Here is a 16,016-nt window from a genome sequence, read left to right on the forward strand (position 1 = left end):
GAATCTATAGATGACAAATGGCACACATAATACGGATACAACCAAGAAAGACCGTGCGGTACTGGTCAGTTTGGTAACCGATGAAGTGAAGCGTTCAGGTATTAATCATGAATATTCATTGCAGGAGCTCGTGAAACTTGCTGAAACCGCAGGTGTCGAAGTTCTCAGTGTATTAACCCAAAACCGGGAAACGCGGGATACCAAATGGTTTATCGGTAAAGGAAAGGTGGAAGAGCTGCGCTTGGTTGCAGATGAACTGGGCGCAACGACGGCTATTTTTGATCAGGAATTGTCCGGAGCTCAGGTGCGAAATCTCGAAGAGACGTTGGACCTGAAAATTATTGACCGTACTCAGCTGATTCTTGATATTTTTGCGCAGCGTGCGAGTACGCGGGAAGGGATTATTCAAGTTGAACTGGCGCAGCACAGCTACCTGCTTCCTCGTTTGTCCGGACACGGCAAAAATTTGTCGCGGCTTGGCGGGGGGATCGGTACAAGAGGTCCGGGTGAGAGCAAACTGGAGACGGACCGCCGTCATATCCGGGGCCGCATCGATGACTTGAAACGTCATCTCGAAGAGGTTACACGCCATCGTAAACTTCACCGGGAGCGCCGTAAAAAAACAGGTATTGTTCAAGTGGCGCTGGTAGGTTACACGAATGCGGGCAAATCCACATTGTTGAAACAGTTAACCGCTGCTGATGTATACATTCAGGATCAACTGTTTGCTACACTGGACCCGACATCCCGTACGATGGAACTTCCGAGCGGTAAAGAAATCGTGCTCACCGATACGGTTGGTTTTATTCAGAATCTTCCTCATGATCTCGTTGCTGCATTCCGCGCTACATTGGAAGAAGTTAACGAAGCTGATCTGATTCTGCATGTTGTAGACGCTTCCTCGGAGATGCGTGAGGATCAGATGAATACAGTTAATGCGATTCTGCAGCAGCTGGGTGCAGGGGACAAGCCTCAACTTGTGCTCTATAACAAAAAAGACGCCTGCACGCCGGAGCAGTTAGAAATGCTTCCACTGGATGAAAAGCATATCAAAATCAGCGCACTTGATGAAGCGGATTTGATCAAAGTTCGTGAATTGATCCAGACGGAGCTGACGGGTGATACGAAACGCTTCCGCATTCCAGCGGAGCGCGGTGATCTGACTTCTGTACTATACAAAATTGGTGACGTTGTGGGAACGGAATACGATGAAAATGACGTCATTTATGAAGTAGAACTGCAAAAAGGCGAATATGAAAAATTCGGTTATTTACTTGAAGATTTCATCGATCTGTAATATTCATGACATATTAATGTGATAAGTTGACACGGGAATTGATAAGCTACGTCAGTTTCGTGCTATAAAAGGGGAATGAAGCAGGATGGCAAGTTTTGATTCAAACATTGTAGAACTTCAGCAGCGGGTAGAACGTCAGATTGAAGGACAGCTGCAGCAGGTGGATCGCATTGTGGATCACAACCAATGGAAGGTCATTGATGCGTTTCAGCGCAGAAAAGTGAGTGATTTTCATTTTGCAGGGTCCACAGGGTATGGCTATAATGATCGCGGACGTGAGGTGCTGGATGAGGTGTATGCGGATGTATTCGGTGCAGAGAGTGCACTGGTGCGTCCTCATTTTGCCTCAGGCACACACACCATCAGCACAGCGCTGTTCGGGGTGCTGCGCCCAGGTGACGAGCTCTTGTACATCACGGGTAAGCCTTATGACACGCTCCATAAAGTAATAGGCAGACCCGGTGACGGAACCGGGTCCCTGCGTGATTTCGGGATAGGTTATGCTGAAACAGCACTGACACCCGCAGGTGGAATCGATTGGAATGCGGTTGAGAAACACATAACTCCAGCAACGAAAGTTATAGGTATTCAGCGTTCCCGTGGTTACGACTGGCGGTCCTCTTTTACCATTGCAGAGATTGCTGAGATGGTGTCACGTGTCAAAGCATTGAAACCAGACGTTATTGTATTTGTAGATAATTGTTACGGTGAATTTACGGAAGAACGTGAGCCTACGGAAGTCGGGGTGGACCTCATGGCAGGTTCGCTGATCAAAAATCCCGGTGGCGGGCTGGCGGAAACCGGAGGATACATATGCGGTAAAGAGAAATATGTACAGCTGGCGGCGTATCGTCTTACAGCACCCGGCATCGGTGCGGAGGTAGGGGCGATGCTCGGAACAACGCGAGGCATCTATCAGGGACTTTACATGGCTCCGACAATTGTTGGACAAGCGATTAAAGGAAGTATTTTCGCGGCGGCGATGTTTGCTGCATCCGGATTTGTGACCAAACCCGCATGGGACGAGCCTCGAACCGACCTAATTCAGGCTGTGCAGTTTAGTTCGGCTGAGCATTTAATCGCCTTCGTACAAGGCATTCAGCAGGCAGCAGCAGTAGACAGCCATGTTGTGCCTGAGCCTTGGGACATGCCCGGCTATGAGCATCCTGTTATTATGGCGGCAGGTACCTTTATTCAGGGAGGAAGTCTGGAGTTGTCGGCTGATGCACCCATAAGAGAGCCTTTTATCGGGTACATGCAGGGCGGATTGACCTACTCTCATGTTAAATATGGCGTTTTAATGGCATTACAAGCGATGAAAGATCGTAAATTATTGTGAGTTTATCTAACACGTCATTGACACTTTGTAACAACTAAATGTACAATAGGGTCAAGAATAGACGAACTGGAAGGTTGATGAACATGGGCGACGAAATTCGCAGAAATATGGCCTTATTCCCAATAGGTATCGTAATGAAGCTTACCGACCTGTCCGCAAGACAGATTCGTTATTATGAGCAGCACAGTCTGATTGTTCCTGCGAGAACTTCAGGTAATCAACGCCTGTTTTCTTTTAACGATGTCGAGCGACTGCTGGAGATTAAAGCCCTGATTGAAAAGGGAGTTAACATTGCAGGCATCAAACAGGTCATGAATCCTGTATCAAAAGAGTCTGAAGAAGCAACGGTAATTACACCGGATACAGAAGTGAAACGCAGGGAGCTGTCGGATACGCAGCTGCACCGTTTACTGAAGCAGCAGCTTGTGTCTGGCAAAAGACCTGGGCAAGTATCTCTCATTCAAGGTGAACTATCTCGTTTTTTCAATAAAAAATAATGAATTCACCTAACGAGGCGGGTAAGGTAAATTACAGATTTCTCATGTCAGACTCCTTGACCCGTGGAACAATCTAATGTACAAATATAACAGGCAAGCCAAATACGCAGATAAGAAAGGGAGAGGAATCATGAGTTATACTAAAGAAGATATTCTCCGCATCGCAAAAGAAGAAAACGTTCGATTCGTTCGATTGCAATTTACCGATTTGCTTGGATCGATCAAAAACGTTGAGATTCCAGTAAGTCAGTTGACGAAAGCTCTGGATAACAAAATGATGTTTGACGGCTCTTCCATTGAAGGTTATGTTCGTATCGAAGAATCCGACATGTACCTCTATCCGGATCTTGACTCTTGGCTTATTTTCCCATGGGTATCCGATAATCGCGTTGCCCGTCTGATCTGTGACGTATATCTTCCAGATGGCAACCCATTCCCAGGTGATCCACGCGGCATCTTGAAGCGAAACCTGAGAGAAGCCGAAGAAATGGGATTCACTTCCTTCAACGTTGGTCCTGAACCAGAATTTTTCTTGTTCAAGACAGATGAAAAAGGAAACCCAACGAATGAATTGAATGACCAAGGTGGATATTTCGACCTTGCACCAACAGATCTTGGTGAAAACTGTCGTCGCGACATCGTAATTACACTTGAAGAGATGGGTTTTGAGATTGAAGCTTCTCACCATGAAGTAGCTCCAGGTCAGCACGAGATCGACTTCAAATATGCAGATGCATTGAAAGCGGCAGACCAGATCCAAACGTTCAAGCTTGTTGTTAAAACAATTGCACGTCAGCATGGATTGCATGCTACGTTTATGCCAAAACCTTTGTTCGGTATGAACGGTTCCGGTATGCACTGCAACCAATCCTTGTTCCGAGGCAGTGAGAACGCATTTGTTGACGAGTCAGACGAGCTGGGCCTGAGCAAAACTGCACGTCACTTCATGGCTGGAACGCTGAAGCATGCACGTGCGTTTGCAGCAATCACTAACCCGACTGTGAACTCATACAAACGTCTTGTACCAGGTTACGAAGCACCATGTTACGTAGCATGGTCTGCAAGTAACCGCAGCCCAATGATCCGTATTCCAGCTTCACGCGGTCTGAGCACACGTGTTGAGGTTCGTAACCCGGATCCGGCGGCTAACCCTTACCTGGCTCTGGCTGTTTTGTTGAAAGCAGGTCTGGACGGAATCAAACGTGAGCTTTCCTTACCAGCTCCGATTGACCGCAACATTTACATCATGTCAGAAGAAGAGCGTGTGGAAGAAGGCATTCCAAGCTTGCCAGCTGACCTGAAAGAAGCATTGAACGAACTGATCCGCAGCGAAGTCATCTGTGACGCTCTCGGCGACCATGCCCTGGCTCACTTCTACGAGCTGAAAGAAATTGAGTGGGATATGTATAGAACACAAGTCCACCAATGGGAACGCGATCAATATATCACGTTGTACTAATCTCCGAATCCCTTGCGCCACCTGGCGTGAGGGGTTTTTCTTTTTGTGGGCAAAACATTATGAATTCAAATAATACAAGAGTGCCCACAAAATGCCCACAAAAATTTAATCTTGAAGAATACCTTTAGTAAATACTTCGAACTTATCCATATTGTTTTTCTGAATTTTAGAAGAAATGTGGGCATAGACATCCGACGTAATTTGAATGCTGCCGTGGCCTAATTGCTCTTGTACGAATTTCATATATGCTCCAGCCTCAAGTAACAGCACAGCACAGGTATGTCGGAGTGAATGAATGGGGGGGAGGGGAAGTCGCTTCGGTCCAGTATCCGAGAAAAGCATTGAACAAGGATGGTAGGCGAGAGCCGGTTACAAAACCACTCGCTCTCGGTAAAGCAGTGCATAAGGCGATTGAGCTAAAAAATCAATGGTATGTCTAACATGAAGCAACCCTGACAGCTATAATCGAAAGCCGATTTTCATCCCGAAGTGACTTACTTAGAAGTTTCAAAGTTAATTCAGCGAGCACCTGATTTACAGGGTTTTAACCTTCCGTTGGACTCTTCATCAGGAATCCAGCTTCAGGGGTATATTGATTTGCTTCAGGAAGTACATTTCTGGGATTGGAAGTCGAATTGGAGACCTTACGGGGTTCATGATACAAGGTAGCTTGCTTTGTACGCTTGGGCCATTATGAAAATGAGAGGTCTTCGTCAAGTCAAAGGTACATTGTTTTTTCTTCGGTTTCGGAAAGCAGACTCGTTTATTTACAACGAATCTGATGGAAACGAAGCTAGAGAATGGGCCATTCAGCTTGCGGAGCAGATTGAAATGAAGAAGTCATGTCTGGAATCATTCCCGGATATGGCTTCTTCGCTTTTTCAACCTACACCGGGCAGTCACTGCAAACACTGCCCGTTTGTTTTGGAATGTATAAAGCTTTAAGAAAATGTATTTTGGAGGGATGTAAAAGATGACGAAAGACGAAATCATTAATGCTGCTGAGTCAGGAGAATTCATTGTAGATCCTGGCTATCAATGTTTTGCTGGCCTCGACGGGACAGAAGCCAGGCGATATTTGGAAAGTAAGGGGTTTAACGTTGTTCGGAACTTCGACACGGGTCGAAATGAGATTACAATAACAACCTGTGCCTTTACCTTTCTACCAATGGCTACATCTATAAAAAGTTATAGGTTTGTTTAAAAACGTATTTGCAGCGGAGAAATTTCGTATTCCGCATCACGAAAAAAATCAAAATTTGAAGAGTGCTATATGACAAATGCAATACATGAAAAATCAACAATAGAAGAAGCAATCCAGACCGCGTTAGAAATCGAATGAACCGAGGCTGCATTGAAACAGATGAAAGAACGTTTGAAGACTTATGTCGATGAACATGGAGCACTTCAAGCTGCGGATAAAATTTGGGAGTACAGCCATACCAGAAGCTGGTCTTTTAAACCTGATGGGTTGGGTGAACTTGCGGTTGCGATCACAGCGGAAGGGAAAAATGCTTGGGATTACCTGAGTCTTTCTTCAACTCGCTGAAAAAATTTGGTTGGGAGGACGTCTCTTTGTCCGGGTACGGTACGTTGAAAGAGACTAAACGTTTTGCTTCTCGCAAAGTGTAGTTGTGACATGACAATCTAATTCAAAAGAGCCTTTCGCCTGGCACTAAATGGCGGTGTTTAATTCCGACACCGCCATTGCGGGGTCGGGATAAACGGAAAGGGGAATATATGAAAAACTTCTCGGTAAACGAAACTCAATTGGCTTCTTTGCCTCGTCGAAGACGTGAACACGCTGAAAAGTTATTACAACTGATTGAACGAGTATTGCAAGAAGATGTTCCTAGTGAAGAATGAAAGTTATTGCTAGTCGCAAACAGCGTTCTAAACACAAGGATACGATTGATCGGAATGGAATCCGGCAAGGGAGTGACATTGAGCAACTGCTGCCTGTGGAGCTAGGCAGTTACGCCAGCCCCATTAGCAAATTGGATTTCTTACGTCGTATGCGGAAGGCCGAGCCCTTCAGTATTATACCAAGGGAAAAGAACATCTCGGTAAAGGGCCCATTATCCTGTGTCTCGATCAATCCGGGAGTATGAAGGGCCAGATACGATCTCCAAGGGATTTGCAATAGCTCTCATGAGCATTGCTCGGAAACAGAGAAGGGACTTTGCGTGGATTCCATTTTCCTCACATGCTTCTGATGCGATCATCTATGAACGAGGAAAAGTTGAAGTGCGGGATATGATTAAACTTGCAACCGTTTTTCTTGACGGAGGCACGAATTTTGTACAACCCTTAAACAAAGCAAGTGAAGTCATTAAACAAAGTCGATTTAATCAAGCGGACATTATTTTTGTCACTGATGGGGAAGCGCATGTAAATCATGGTTTCTTAGAAGCGTGGAATAGCTTGAAGGAGCAAAAAGGATTCTCTGTCTTGTCCTTGTTATTGGGGAAAGAATCCATTCATGGTGTTGACGGATTTTCAGATCGAATTGTTCGGGCCTCTTCGTTTGAGGATCAATCTATACAGCAAGCTTTTGATATATGACCAAAAAACAGGGCGTGTACAATGCGTCCTGTTTTCTTAATATGAGGAGGATACAAGTATGAAAAGATCAAGTATTCAGAGAACAACAAAAAGCCTTTTAAATATACGTGACCGCATTCGATTTGATTTGCTGGGAAGTCAATATGAGATAAATGAACTTAAATCAACAAGTTGGTATAAATCTAAATTAAATAAATCAGGCAGAGATCAATTGAAGTCCTATATACATGCTAAATTTTAAACGGATTCAGGGGGGAATACGGCAAGAGCTAGAGAAGGAACGACTTAGAACCCAATAACGTAAGTAAAACCTAGCCCATTCAATTTTAGAAAGCAAATTATTTTCTAGACTTATTATGAAGCACAACCGGGTATGATATATTATGGTGAGAAATAAGACTATAGCCCTAAGATTATAAAAATACCTGAATTTGAATTTGTTCCCGTAGATCTATTGGAGATAATTGGAATTTTTTCTATAGAGCATTCTCTTAATACCTCATTGAATCAAGAGACGGTAGTTTAAAAAGAAAAAAACGGTTCCCTGCTCTTTGGGATATAGCTAAAGTTCCAATATCATAAAAAAGGTGGATTAATATGAAACTTACTAAAAATATACTATCAGAGCTAGAGGATAAATTAAGAGAGCATTCATTTCAATTTGAGGATTCTTCGAATCCTTGGATTTTTGTGAGATCTAGAGAAGGTTATATCAAAGAGTACATTGAAATTGATAAAAGTAATTGGGAATCGAATGCTATTCGATGTACGTTTCAAACAGGTTCAGAATCCGTAAGCATCACTAAGCTTGCGGAGCGTAAAGTTGATGAATGGTACGTATATCAAAATGAGCAAGAATTAAGAGAAGTTCTTCACAAACTTAAGGAAATTATAGAGCAATATGCGTTACCATGGTTTGCTGAAAATACTCAATTGATCCCATCCGCTACTCCAAATTATTTAGATGCAAGCTGGAAAGATTCTATTCAAGAATTTATGGAAAAAAACAAAATTGATATTAATAACTCTGAGTCTGTTGAAATACTAGATCAATTAGTTATAAGTAATCTTTCCCAAAAAGATATTTACTTTATTAGTTACTGTTATGGCGAGATAATTATCAGTCAATTCGGTGGCGAATGGAAGTATGATGCAAATAACGGACCAAGAGTAGATAACATTGGTGGTAATCCTGCGTTTAAACGTGTGCCTCATGATTTTGTTAATAAAGTTATAGAAAATAAAAACTTGTCATTACAAAGATATTTTGAAGATATTGCATTTGTGTTAGAGGATTAAGAAGAGTTCAAATGTTTAACTGTGGCGGATCGTTAAGGTTTTAACTTTTTTACTCCAGAACTTTCCACAAAAAGGAGTGAAAAACTTCTCACTGGCTTAAACTTGTGAGGAGTTTTTTTTGAATTAATAGCAAATATACCTATTTTGTTGAATTATTATTGAATAAAAATAAGACATAAACTAGAACTGATTTTTTTAAAGGATAGGAACTTCTAGGTAGATTAGTTGAACCCGTAGTCACTTATTTAGAAACTAGACCAAGGTACGAATCATTAACTGGCTAATACAGTTATAGTAATAAAAAAATTATTCAATTTAAAAAGTATTTTTGATGATGATTGTCAAGAGGCCAGGTTAGCCTAAGACCCTTTTTTGCTATTAAAGTTAATAAATATTTCTGCGAAATTCAAATGTTTATGTATTTTTGCAGAAAAAACATTGATCAATGGTAGAATAATCCATATGATTACCTATATAGATAACAAAGACATAAAAAATGGATTTTATCAGTGGAGGTGAAACCATCCTTGGAAGTGATAACTCAACAATCAATTCGGGCAGAGTTGTTAAATTACATAGAAGAAAACCAAATGCTTGTTTATCATTTTGCTGAAATATCGGGTATAAATTCTGGAACCCTTAGTCGCTTCATAAATGGTTCTCAACTCATTCCGATTAAAGCTCTTGATAGAATGACATAAGCGATGGGACTTGAAGAGGGCACTTTTTATGATTTATATGTAGATGAGATGCTACTCGATCCATCAACAGATTGGAGAAGGTTACGGCCGTTTCTAATTAGATGCTCACAGTTAAATAAGCTAACCTGTATTGAAAAAATTGTTGATCTTATGTTGGAGAAATCTTACTATATTTCTTCGCTATTTGATTTTGCTGAATCTTTGTATTATGAAGGTAATAGTACGGCATCACTTCTTATATATAAAAAAGTATCAGAAGGAGAACGTTACCAACACGCGGAGAGATTGGCTGTGTGCCAGTATAGAATCTTCAAATTATCACTAGGGGATGATCAGCAACACAATTATGAGCTTGCTCTTGTATTCGAGCCTTTTGTCAAAAGGTTAAGTGAATCAGAACAATTAGATGCATTGAAAGATCTAGCTAACTTGTATTTGTCTTTAAGGCTATGGGATAAGTCTAAAGAATTAAGCACGGAAATGGGACGATTAGCCAGAATACAATATGAACAAAAACACAAGAGAACAGGGAAGAAAGTGAGAGCAACTGGCCCTAAGAAAATGCTGTTCGGATATATTTTGTACTCGCATGTACTTTTAGGGACTGTGGCTGATGAAACTGGTCAATATAATGAAGCGTTTTATCATCTTGAAAAATATGTGGACCATAGTTGGATCGTTGAATCTGGAGAGATAGCGGAAAAAACAAAGCAACAATTCTTGGTGTGGGCCACAGCCAATAGATTACTTTATAGAGTAATGACAGGAGAAACTGATCTTATTGATGAGTATGTGAATTCTTTGGCCAACAATGAAGACGAAATACTTCTGGGTCTTTTCAAGGTTGTGAAGGCAGCATTGAAATATTCCTATAATATTGATCATATCTTAGAACGTTATCATGAAATGATCCAAACTCAAGTTAATTCACAGAAAAAGCACGGCTCATATACGTCTCAATTGATTAACGATAGATTTGTAATTTTTTTAGCCGATATAGCTGAATATTATAATAACTCTTTTAGACCAGAGATTGGCATTATCTTTGTGTTGGAGAGTTTGGCAATATCTGCTAAAGTAAATAATGATTCTTATTTAGTCAGAAACTTTTGTTTATTTGAAAAAATGAGGCATGTGGCTTTACATTCCCAACTAGATAAGTATCAAGGAATTTTAAGGGAGGTTGAATTAGGCATATGAAAAAGTCAGTAATCATTCCTTTCACAGCTCTAAGTATCTTATTGATGGCTACATTTAATCAGGTGTCAGCTGACAATAATGATTGTAAAACACCAAAAGATGTTCCGAATGTGAAAACTAGTTCTCATGGCGGAGGCGGTTGGTAAACATAATAACCCTAATAAAACCTCCAGTATACGGAGGTTTTTTAATTGTCTTTTTTGTATATATTCACCAATCTGAAATTTGAATAGAAAGAGTTAGGATTATTTATAGAGGTGATTTGCTATGTCGACTAATCCTACAATTAAAGAAAAAATAGAACAAGAAAGGGATGTCTTAAACAAGTTAGTTAGCATCCACGGTATTGAACATCCTCTGGTTATTAAACAATCTGAACGGTTAGATGAATTAATAAATCAACACAATAAAACTAAGAAATCATCCAGTTAGGTCAGTCACGTAGTGAATTATGATATAAAGCAATAGAAAGGTTCATGAATCACAACTCATGTATCTGGAAGTTTATCTTACGAATATACTATTAGTTTCGGGCTAGTTACATAGATTTAACTTGGTACAACTTTCATTGGCCCACTAATTGAGCATAAGAGACTTTTATTCATTTGAAGTATTTAATTAAGTGAAGACTCTTTCTCAGTAGACTACCTCTCTCATGACTAGTAAAGAAATTCAATACTAAGCCTGGCATCATGGAGGACAGTAAATGAAGAATCACACAATTTATTTTCCGTGGGACATACAGAAGAGAAGTGCAGAGTGCTATGTAAGAGCAATCATAAAAGAGTTTGGACTACCACTCCCTTTAAAGATTAATTTAATCTTGCCTTCAAAAAAGTATATTTTAGAGATAGAGCATTAAGTATATAAGTGAATAGAATGTCTATGTAGAATTATTAAGTGTCTATATTTTGATTGGAGTATTTGTTGCTAGAAAGTTGTTTGTAACACTAAAGCGTTGGGGCAAGAGGGATGAAGCAAATTAGGAGAAAAACTAAGTCGCCCTTTTGCAGATCTGGAAACTTCAATGACTACGTTGAAAATGGAGGAAAGTTTGGGCTGAGAGGGAAGTATAGGTGTAGATAAAAAATGAAAAAGGCGTTTCGGAATAAGATACGCCTTGTGACATACTTAGTTTATTTTAAAAGAACCGTTTATAACCGTAGAGCAACTGACGATATCATGTAATGGAATCCATTCTGTGGCTTTTTGGTGCTTTATTTTAACTCTTTCTCTATCAGCGGACATTTCTATTTTACCTATGTACTTTGATTTATCTTCAAAATCAAACAAACCTTGTATTGCTTTTTCTCAGCTATAAGCAGATCTTTAATCACACTTAATCCTCCATTCAAGTTTATTATTAAAAGTATAACATGTGATTCAGTGTTTTGGCGGGGAAATGTAAAGACAAAAGAGCAGGAGGACTGGATTCTCACTGCTCTTTCTGTTTTATTGTATTGTATATTCATTTACTTCAAACGTTAAAATCTTATCGAATATCATATAATCTGTACGCTTGCTGAATGGACCTTTGTTGTTGATGTATTTGTTGATTGCGAACTTGGCCGGACCGTTGCCTGCATAGCGACTATCATACCAGTTGAGGAATGCATTAATATCGGTCATTGGGAGATCATATTCTTTCTCTAAACCAGTTGTCAATGTGACAACTAGGATAGCACGGTCCCCAGATGGTTGTTCTGGTTCAGGATCAACTGGATCAGGTTCAGTTGGTGTAGGGGCAGGAGTTACTGGTTGGTAAGAGCTTAAAGCTCCATCCATTTCTACTGAGTAAAGAAACAAATAATTTTTAGTATTATTTATAAATTCTACCGAGTGTTCCCCTTGAGATAATTCTAACTTTTCGTACATAATGCGCGGGCCTTTTATATCGGAACCTTTAAGAGATATTTTATCAACTTTTACCCCATCTATAATGACATCAATATCGTCTGAACCTGACCACCAAGTTGAAGAAATCAGGCGTAGTTTAGTACCGGTGAAGTTAAATTTAAAATTTGTTCCTGTCGCTTGCCATGGAGAGTTCCAACTGAATGCACCTGAATTATCTCGAAACCATTTTCCTCCGCCATATGTGATATTTTCATCATCAAATTCATAACGAGTCCAACCTTCTTCTGGTTATCAAGAGGATCACCAACTGAGGCTGCAAAAATAGTGCTTTGGCCTACACCTAAAATTAATAAGAAGCTTAGTAGAGCTAGGAGCGAAACTTTTTTAAAACTATTCATATGTATTCTCCTTCAGATTGTATTTTCATATTCGATAATAAAATTAAATTAAATCCATGTCTAAACAAATATGTCTATATATTCAATTTAGTGTTAGATAAAACAAAGAAAGCTTTACCGACCTTTCTAAGTCGATAAAGCTGATGATTTCTATCCTATTTCTTTTAGTAATCCTTCATTGTTATTCCTTACATTACCGACTTCCTTCGGCACCTCATAAGCTCTCATTTCAGATGTATTATATGGCTTGAGCAGACTGAGTAAAGACTGGACATCATTATTATCTCTCCCAAGCCATTCAGCCTCATCATCGGGATTCAGGATCACCGGCATACGATTATGAATGTCTTCCATGAGACTGTTCGGTTCGGTAGTAATGATGGTACATGTACTCAATTTGTTTCCTTCTGGATCTGTCCAGGTATCGTGCAGGCCAGCAAGCGAGAATAAACGCTCATCCTTCATCAAAATGCGCATAGGACGCTTTCCCGTATCTTCTTTCTTCCACTCATAAAATCCGTTTGTCGGTATGATACAACGCTTGGAACTGATCAATCGCTTGAAGGCTGGCTTCTCAGCAAGTGTCTCAGCCCGAGCATTAATCATCTTGCTCCCGATCTTATCATCCTTTGCCCAGGAAGGGACGAGTCCCCATCTAAGAGCACCCAACTTATTATTACCTTCCTTGCCAGCTATGATTGTAGGAATGTATTGCATAGGTGCTGCGTTATAATTTGGTCTGTATTCGAATCCATCAGCTATAGAAGCCATATACCGTTCCATTATCTCATCCAAAGGATCAGTGATTGTAAATCTACCACACATACTAATGCACCTCCTGTAAATCTATAATCAAACAATAAACTGTTCAAACACAGGTGTACGGAGCAAACCTGATTTAGTCCAATTTCGCATTTTAACTCGGGCTTGAATCCGGGGCTGAAGATAAACATGATTCTTGTCTTCTCCAGTTACGAGCTGCTGACATACGCCACGGAATGCCTGTTTGTGTTTTAGGTTTGGCCCGTGCTCAATTATTCCTGCTGGACGTAGTTTGCCAGAGAGATCAGGAACAGAAGCAAGCCATCCAAATTCCGATTTTTTGTATCCAGTAATAAACACATCAGTGTAAGACCAATTGATTATTTTAGCCATTCCTTGGAGCGTCTGCTGACATACTGACTGTCCTTGCGTTTACCGACCACTCCTTCCATATCTCTAGCTTCTATCTGATCGTATAAGGCTTCTCCTGCGCTTTCGATGTATGGCAAAATACCAAAACTGCTGGATGGCAATACAAGGTTGTGAAGGATCGCTTTACGCTCTATAAGCGGCTGCTTGCGCAAGTCGCGACCTTTGTAATGGAGGATGTTGAAAATAGCAAACGTGGCAGGCATAGTTTTGACCAGTTGCTGAACCTTTGTATGCTGCCGTGTACTGAAACGGCTCATGACACCCTCAAAGTCGTTTATCCCCGTCTGTGGTTCGGTACAAGCTACCTCCCCATCTAAGATGATGTCTGAGTCAAAAGGTAGCTGAAGTTCCGGGTACTGAGTTGTGCAATCGTTGTTGTGACGTGTAAATAATCGGACGTTACCGTCCTGTTGCGAATATATCAATCGGTGACCGTCTACCTTTGGCTCAAATAGATAATTTGAATGGGAGAAGGGACCCGGTGCTGTTTCAAGTAACATTGGACTGATAAACATAAAAACACCTCAATCTAATTATAGCGTTAGCCATAAAGGATAGAGGTGGTAAGTTATGGAGTGTTTTTTAAAGACAAAATTTTAATTAAGTTTAAGCTGTTTATGATTGGTTAGATTTGAGTGAAACAATGAAAGAAGTTAAGGAACTGCAGGAAAAGTGCCCGCAGTGTCCTTTTAATACAAAAAACAAACTAGCAACTAAAATTAATTAGCTACCAGTTCGTTTTTTAGTAAGAGAACATTATCTTCCGAAAGTGAAGGTGAAGCCATGATTTAGATTTTTTCTATAATGAGAGTTCTGTTGTACTGTATAGCCAAGATCTCCTATAGCTACTCCACCGATTTTTGTCTTAACAGTATCAATTGTAACACTACCTTTAACTTGTACTTTTTGAGTTGGGAATGAACCAGTCATAGATACAGTATGTGCACTCGGATTAACCATATCCCATGATCCGTCCGATGTTGCGTAATAATTTGTTGCGATGACTTTGTTTATTTGGCCAAATGATCCGCTACTGTACACGTAAAGATCAGCTTGTAATCTAACAGAAACGAATCCGCTATCTTGGTAATCTTGGTAAGCTCGGATAGATTGATAATCTGTAGCCGCCCTAGCGCTAAAGTTACTATCTTGGTTTTTAACCTCCCCGTATGTAGTAACTAGGTTACCAGTGCTTCTTTCATAGACTTCAATTTCTACAGCTGAAGTCGTTTCTTTTCTTTTTAATTCATAATCTACATCACTGTATGGAATATCAACAAATAGTTTATTGAGTTGGACATGTTGAATATCGTTCTCGTTAGCAGTAACAGTTTCAACTGGATTGGCGTTAACAGAATTTGGAATGACAACGGAACCTGACAATACAGCTACACTTAATGCAATTGCTGGTACTATTTTCTTCATTTTCAACAAAATTAATCAACCTCCAGAAAATATAATTTTATTACTCTTCCAGTCTATACCAAATATATTACCATGTAAATAGTAACAAAAAAATAAAATTTATGATATTATGATTACTAAATAGGTTACCAGGAGGGTGTTTATGGATATTAACGAATGGTTACAGTATTTCAATCAACTTACTTCGCACGTTGGAGGAATTGGAGATGCTGTGAAGTTAGGATTAAATGACGTACATTCAAGCATTAACAATCTCAATAATACTCTTTCAACCACAAATTTATTATTAATTGTTATGATTGCTGTTATGATTGTTAATACAATAATTAAGTGGAGAAATAAGTCTAAGTGAGTATGTTATTGTGGAAATTAACGAATTTTCTTAGGACAAGTGAACATATAGATTCTTCTAATAGACATAGTTAATACCCAGTCACTTGACAGGGTATTTTTTGTTGTTTAATAAAGAACGTAAGTTCGTATATAATAATAAAAAGGGAACAAACATTCTGTTTTTTGGAGAGGTAAATATACCAGTAAAATACCTGGGTTGGTTAGTCGAAACCATTTATCAGGGGGAAAGATTACGAAGCGTTGCATCCAAATCAAGAGCATACGATCCGGAATGGTCAAAGCAGATGATTTGTTGTTTGGCCAGCCACGTGCATTCCATAAATCGGGGTTGCTAGCATGGCAATCAAGACTGAAGAGAAAGGGGCATAAAGATGTTAACTGATTTTCAATGCAAGGCACTCCTTATCTTATATAACTATAAAGGTGGACGC

At 40.0% G+C, this 16,016-nt stretch carries 20 protein-coding genes; 13 read left to right on the plus strand and 7 right to left on the minus strand.

The annotated features are described in order from the left end of the window. Positions 1-10 precede the first annotated feature (10 nt). The 4 genes from hflX (at position 11) to glnA (ending at position 4,592) form a co-directional block, all read left to right on the plus strand. The gene (gene hflX / locus ABXS70_RS09135; protein ID WP_342551486.1) at positions 11-1,297 is read left to right on the plus strand and encodes a GTPase HflX; all 1,287 of its coding nucleotides are present in this window, start codon (positions 11-13) and stop codon (positions 1,295-1,297) included. 85 nt (positions 1,298-1,382) lie between these two features. After that, positions 1,383-2,636, plus strand: coding sequence for a methionine gamma-lyase family protein (locus ABXS70_RS09140; protein ID WP_342551485.1), 1,254 nt, complete (start codon positions 1,383-1,385; stop codon positions 2,634-2,636). 83 nt (positions 2,637-2,719) lie between these two features. After that, positions 2,720-3,133 (plus strand): MerR family transcriptional regulator, encoded by a 414-nt coding sequence (locus tag ABXS70_RS09145; RefSeq protein ID WP_056689944.1) that lies wholly within the window; start codon positions 2,720-2,722, stop codon positions 3,131-3,133. A gap of 130 nt (positions 3,134-3,263) precedes the next feature. Further along, a complete protein-coding gene (gene glnA, locus ABXS70_RS09150; RefSeq protein WP_342551484.1) occupies positions 3,264-4,592 on the plus strand; it encodes a type I glutamate--ammonia ligase in 1,329 nt (442 codons plus the stop codon). A gap of 105 nt (positions 4,593-4,697) precedes the next feature. On the opposite strand, the gene ABXS70_RS09155 is transcribed toward glnA, so the two are convergent. Continuing rightward, a complete protein-coding gene (locus ABXS70_RS09155) occupies positions 4,698-4,835 on the minus strand; it encodes a hypothetical protein (protein ID WP_366295388.1) in 138 nt (45 codons plus the stop codon). A gap of 730 nt (positions 4,836-5,565) precedes the next feature. On the opposite strand from ABXS70_RS09155, the gene ABXS70_RS09160 reads away from it, so the two are divergent. From ABXS70_RS09160 to ABXS70_RS09195, 8 genes are all read left to right on the plus strand, one after another. Continuing rightward, positions 5,566-5,796 (plus strand): hypothetical protein, encoded by a 231-nt coding sequence (locus tag ABXS70_RS09160; protein WP_366295390.1) that lies wholly within the window; start codon positions 5,566-5,568, stop codon positions 5,794-5,796. A gap of 159 nt (positions 5,797-5,955) precedes the next feature. Continuing rightward, on the plus strand, positions 5,956-6,141 hold the full coding sequence (locus ABXS70_RS09165) for a hypothetical protein (protein ID WP_366295392.1): 186 nt from the start codon (positions 5,956-5,958) through the stop codon (positions 6,139-6,141). A gap of 707 nt (positions 6,142-6,848) precedes the next feature. After that, positions 6,849-7,157, plus strand: a complete 309-nt coding sequence (locus ABXS70_RS09170; protein ID WP_366295394.1) for a hypothetical protein — start codon at positions 6,849-6,851, stop codon at positions 7,155-7,157. Between the two features lie 58 nt (positions 7,158-7,215). After that, complete coding sequence (locus ABXS70_RS09175) at positions 7,216-7,398, plus strand: hypothetical protein (protein WP_366295396.1); 183 nt, start codon at positions 7,216-7,218, stop codon at positions 7,396-7,398. 356 nt (positions 7,399-7,754) lie between these two features. Beyond that, positions 7,755-8,456 (plus strand): hypothetical protein, encoded by a 702-nt coding sequence (locus ABXS70_RS09180; RefSeq protein WP_366295398.1) that lies wholly within the window; start codon positions 7,755-7,757, stop codon positions 8,454-8,456. 704 nt (positions 8,457-9,160) lie between these two features. Beyond that, positions 9,161-10,357 carry an XRE family transcriptional regulator gene (locus tag ABXS70_RS09185; RefSeq protein WP_366295400.1) on the plus strand — a complete coding sequence of 399 codons (1,197 nt, stop codon included), beginning with the start codon at positions 9,161-9,163 and terminating at the stop codon, positions 10,355-10,357. Continuing rightward, the gene (locus ABXS70_RS09190) at positions 10,354-10,503 is read left to right on the plus strand and encodes a hypothetical protein (RefSeq protein ID WP_366295402.1); all 150 of its coding nucleotides are present in this window, start codon (positions 10,354-10,356) and stop codon (positions 10,501-10,503) included. The genes ABXS70_RS09185 and ABXS70_RS09190 overlap by 4 nt, the downstream gene beginning before the upstream one ends. Positions 10,504-10,624: 121 nt before the next feature. After that, the gene (locus ABXS70_RS09195) at positions 10,625-10,789 is read left to right on the plus strand and encodes an aspartyl-phosphate phosphatase Spo0E family protein (RefSeq protein WP_366295404.1); all 165 of its coding nucleotides are present in this window, start codon (positions 10,625-10,627) and stop codon (positions 10,787-10,789) included. A 1,020-nt stretch (positions 10,790-11,809) separates the two neighbouring features. Here the strand turns inward: ABXS70_RS09195 and ABXS70_RS09200 are convergent. The 6 genes from ABXS70_RS09200 to ABXS70_RS09225 form a co-directional block, all read right to left on the minus strand. Continuing rightward, positions 11,810-12,343, minus strand: coding sequence for a hypothetical protein (locus tag ABXS70_RS09200; protein ID WP_366296580.1), 534 nt, complete (start codon positions 12,341-12,343; stop codon positions 11,810-11,812). After that, entirely contained in the window at positions 12,340-12,612 is a 273-nt protein-coding gene (locus ABXS70_RS09205; RefSeq protein WP_366295406.1) for a hypothetical protein, read from the minus strand. The genes ABXS70_RS09200 and ABXS70_RS09205 overlap by 4 nt, the downstream gene beginning before the upstream one ends. A gap of 150 nt (positions 12,613-12,762) precedes the next feature. Next, positions 12,763-13,437, minus strand: a complete 675-nt coding sequence (locus tag ABXS70_RS09210) for an SOS response-associated peptidase (protein ID WP_366295408.1) — start codon at positions 13,435-13,437, stop codon at positions 12,763-12,765. Positions 13,438-13,464: 27 nt separating this feature from the next. Continuing rightward, on the minus strand, positions 13,465-13,767 hold the full coding sequence (locus ABXS70_RS09215) for a hypothetical protein (RefSeq protein WP_366295410.1): 303 nt from the start codon (positions 13,765-13,767) through the stop codon (positions 13,465-13,467). Further along, complete coding sequence (locus ABXS70_RS09220; RefSeq protein WP_366295412.1) at positions 13,755-14,321, minus strand: hypothetical protein; 567 nt, start codon at positions 14,319-14,321, stop codon at positions 13,755-13,757. Before ABXS70_RS09220 ends, ABXS70_RS09215 begins: the two co-directional genes overlap by 13 nt. A 241-nt stretch (positions 14,322-14,562) precedes the next feature. Next, positions 14,563-15,240, minus strand: coding sequence for a hypothetical protein (locus ABXS70_RS09225; protein WP_366295414.1), 678 nt, complete (start codon positions 15,238-15,240; stop codon positions 14,563-14,565). Between the two features lie 133 nt (positions 15,241-15,373). Between ABXS70_RS09225 and ABXS70_RS09230 the strand changes: the two genes are divergently transcribed. Then, entirely contained in the window at positions 15,374-15,583 is a 210-nt protein-coding gene (locus ABXS70_RS09230) for a hypothetical protein (protein ID WP_366295416.1), read from the plus strand. The last annotated feature ends 433 nt before the right edge of the window (positions 15,584-16,016 follow it).

The sequence above is a fragment of the Paenibacillus sp. AN1007 genome (assembly GCF_040702995.1).
GTDB lineage: Bacteria > Bacillota > Bacilli > Paenibacillales > Paenibacillaceae > Paenibacillus.

Bases quoted from the DNA above. Each gene is read 5' to 3' on its own strand.
- hflX (WP_342551486.1), top strand. From the start codon at position 11: ATGACAAATGGCACACATAATACGGATACAACCAAGAAAGACCGTGCG.
- ABXS70_RS09140 (WP_342551485.1), top strand. From the start codon at position 1,383: ATGGCAAGTTTTGATTCAAACATTGTAGAACTTCAGCAGCGGGTAGAA.
- ABXS70_RS09145 (WP_056689944.1), top strand. From the start codon at position 2,720: ATGGGCGACGAAATTCGCAGAAATATGGCCTTATTCCCAATAGGTATC.
- glnA (WP_342551484.1), top strand. From the start codon at position 3,264: ATGAGTTATACTAAAGAAGATATTCTCCGCATCGCAAAAGAAGAAAAC.
- ABXS70_RS09155 (WP_366295388.1), bottom strand. From the start codon at position 4,835: ATGAAATTCGTACAAGAGCAATTAGGCCACGGCAGCATTCAAATTACG.
- ABXS70_RS09160 (WP_366295390.1), top strand. From the start codon at position 5,566: ATGACGAAAGACGAAATCATTAATGCTGCTGAGTCAGGAGAATTCATT.
- ABXS70_RS09165 (WP_366295392.1), top strand. From the start codon at position 5,956: ATGAAAGAACGTTTGAAGACTTATGTCGATGAACATGGAGCACTTCAA.
- ABXS70_RS09170 (WP_366295394.1), top strand. From the start codon at position 6,849: ATGATTAAACTTGCAACCGTTTTTCTTGACGGAGGCACGAATTTTGTA.
- ABXS70_RS09175 (WP_366295396.1), top strand. From the start codon at position 7,216: ATGAAAAGATCAAGTATTCAGAGAACAACAAAAAGCCTTTTAAATATA.
- ABXS70_RS09180 (WP_366295398.1), top strand. From the start codon at position 7,755: ATGAAACTTACTAAAAATATACTATCAGAGCTAGAGGATAAATTAAGA.
- ABXS70_RS09185 (WP_366295400.1), top strand. From the start codon at position 9,161: ATGGGACTTGAAGAGGGCACTTTTTATGATTTATATGTAGATGAGATG.
- ABXS70_RS09190 (WP_366295402.1), top strand. From the start codon at position 10,354: ATGAAAAAGTCAGTAATCATTCCTTTCACAGCTCTAAGTATCTTATTG.
- ABXS70_RS09195 (WP_366295404.1), top strand. From the start codon at position 10,625: ATGTCGACTAATCCTACAATTAAAGAAAAAATAGAACAAGAAAGGGAT.
- ABXS70_RS09205 (WP_366295406.1), bottom strand. From the start codon at position 12,612: ATGAATAGTTTTAAAAAAGTTTCGCTCCTAGCTCTACTAAGCTTCTTA.
- ABXS70_RS09210 (WP_366295408.1), bottom strand. From the start codon at position 13,437: ATGTGTGGTAGATTTACAATCACTGATCCTTTGGATGAGATAATGGAA.
- ABXS70_RS09215 (WP_366295410.1), bottom strand. From the start codon at position 13,767: ATGGCTAAAATAATCAATTGGTCTTACACTGATGTGTTTATTACTGGA.
- ABXS70_RS09220 (WP_366295412.1), bottom strand. From the start codon at position 14,321: ATGTTTATCAGTCCAATGTTACTTGAAACAGCACCGGGTCCCTTCTCC.
- ABXS70_RS09230 (WP_366295416.1), top strand. From the start codon at position 15,374: ATGGATATTAACGAATGGTTACAGTATTTCAATCAACTTACTTCGCAC.